A 1714-nucleotide genomic window follows, 5' to 3' on the forward strand; every position below is an offset into this window, starting at 1 on the left:
TCTGCTGTTTTGCCCCAAGCAATACAACCTATAAAATCAGCTGTTGGTTGTCCTTTGCTCTCTGCCTCATGCTTTTTATCTCTGCTAAGTCCTCTATCTACTGCTAATGTAAATCTACACATAGCAATACCCGTTCCTGCTGTATATCTTAATTCCGGTTCTCTTGTAAGCCTGCCTATTAAAATTACGTTATTCATTTAGCACATCTCCCCGTACTTCCAAATCCATTATTACCACGTTCTGAATTCTCTAATCTCCCAACTGGTATAAATTCTACATCTTCACACTTTTGTATAATTAGTTGTGCTACTCTTGTTCCCTTCTTTATCTCTTTAAAAGGTGGTTTTATAGATAAATTAGTCATTGATACTTTAACTTCTCCTCTGTACCCACTATCTATAATTCCCTCATTAACGTGTAGCCCTTCCATATGTAAACTACTTCTTCCTACCAATCTTCCGTAATAACCTTTAGGTATTTCAACTTTTAAATAAGTTCCTATTAATTTTGTTTCAAGTGCATTTATAATTACGTCTCTGCACGCTACTATATCTATTCCAGCATCACCACTTTTAGCTGGTTTTAAATCATGTTGATATTGTCTTAGGTATTTTACTTGTATTTTATTTTCCATTACTTTCCTCCAACTCTTCCAATAACTTCTCCGCTCTTCCAGCCTTAATCCAAACTGGCCATCCTTTTTTATCATATGCTTCTTTAAGCACTTGATTATAAGTTGTTATTATGAAGCTATCCTCACCAACATTGAATACTCTTTCATATTTAAGTCCTAAATCTTTCATTCTGTCTCGGATTAATTTATCTGTGTTCATATCTCACTCATTTCTATTTCAATTCTTGGATTTTCAGAATAAAACTTTCTTGTTCTTAAATCACATATCAAGTTATCGTCTTTGTAAGCTATTCCGTTTAATCCATCTAAGACTAGCTTTAGATAATTGTCGATATCTGGCTTAACAGTCGGTAATATCTCTTTGTTTTCCATCATAATTTTACGTTTCTTGCTAGTGCTTTTTGGTATCTCTCTGTAAAAATCTATGTGTAGCCTAATCGGTTTGTTTTCTAAGTAAATGTTATTTTTGGTAATCTCTTTCCATGCCCAAGCTATTGCCTCTTCTGCTGACTTGGTTTTAGCAGGAGTATAGGCAAATCCTCTTTTAGTAAATCGAGGTCTGCCTTTTGCTACTGGATTACCTTCAATTATTATTTTTGCCATTATTCCACTGCTCCTCTATACTCCCAGTAAGTTTTGTATCTGTTTCTTAGTTTTTTATTCATTTCTTTTGCAAACTCTTTTGCTTTCTCTTCTGTATCAAAGTATCTTTCATCTTCTAAGTAGTGATCAAAATACTTAGCTACTAAATGTTTAACTTCTTTTGTCATTTTCTTCCTCCTGTCATGGGGTTGTTTTGTTGTACGATAATTTACGATAATTACAAATATCTTTCCGCCATATCATCAACCGTTGGTCCTAGTTCTTGCATTACAGCCATCAAATGTTAGATGCATTTTATTATCAAAAGTGGTTATTATATGTTCTACTTCTGCTAAAAATTTCATTACTCATTCCTTTTTTCTAGTTCTTTTTTTAATTCTTCATACGTTTCAACGATTATTGCAAATTCAAGATTTCCCACCGTCGCTTCCAATAATTCATCCGGATCTAACTTAAGCGTTTCTCCATATTTCCCAC

5 protein-coding genes are annotated in these 1714 nt (G+C 33.6%); all 5 read right to left on the bottom strand.

All coding sequences use genetic code 11. From position 1 onward, the window contains the following. A partial coding sequence (locus tag WAO56_RS00610) for a single-stranded DNA-binding protein (protein ID WP_422146176.1) occupies window positions 1–197 on the bottom strand: 197 nt, incomplete at its 3' end. Then, window positions 194–634, bottom strand: coding sequence for a dUTP diphosphatase (dut, locus tag WAO56_RS00615; RefSeq protein WP_422146177.1), 441 nt, complete (start codon window positions 632–634; stop codon window positions 194–196). The genes WAO56_RS00610 and dut, both read right to left, overlap by 4 nt. Next, window positions 624–803, bottom strand: coding sequence for a hypothetical protein (locus WAO56_RS00620; RefSeq protein WP_422146178.1), 180 nt, complete (start codon window positions 801–803; stop codon window positions 624–626). Before WAO56_RS00620 ends, dut begins: the two co-directional genes overlap by 11 nt. 26 nt (window positions 804–829) lie before the next feature. Next, window positions 830–1237 carry a RusA family crossover junction endodeoxyribonuclease gene (locus WAO56_RS00625; protein WP_422146179.1) on the bottom strand — a complete coding sequence of 136 codons (408 nt, stop codon included), beginning with the start codon at window positions 1235–1237 and terminating at the stop codon, window positions 830–832. Beyond that, a complete protein-coding gene (locus WAO56_RS00630) occupies window positions 1237–1404 on the bottom strand; it encodes a hypothetical protein (RefSeq protein ID WP_422146180.1) in 168 nt (55 codons plus the stop codon). Before WAO56_RS00630 ends, WAO56_RS00625 begins: the two co-directional genes overlap by 1 nt. Between the last annotated feature and the right edge of the window lie 310 nt (window positions 1405–1714).

The sequence above is a fragment of the Miniphocaeibacter sp. genome (genome assembly GCF_049276255.1).
Classification (GTDB): Bacteria; Bacillota; Clostridia; order Tissierellales; family Peptoniphilaceae; genus Miniphocaeibacter.

Bases quoted from the DNA above. Each gene is read 5' to 3' on its own strand.
- WAO56_RS00620 (WP_422146178.1), bottom strand. From the start codon at position 803: ATGAAAGATTTAGGACTTAAATATGAAAGAGTATTCAATGTTGGTGAG.
- WAO56_RS00630 (WP_422146180.1), bottom strand. From the start codon at position 1,404: ATGACAAAAGAAGTTAAACATTTAGTAGCTAAGTATTTTGATCACTAC.
- WAO56_RS00625 (WP_422146179.1), bottom strand. From the start codon at position 1,237: ATGGCAAAAATAATAATTGAAGGTAATCCAGTAGCAAAAGGCAGACCT.
- dut (WP_422146177.1), bottom strand. From the start codon at position 634: ATGGAAAATAAAATACAAGTAAAATACCTAAGACAATATCAACATGAT.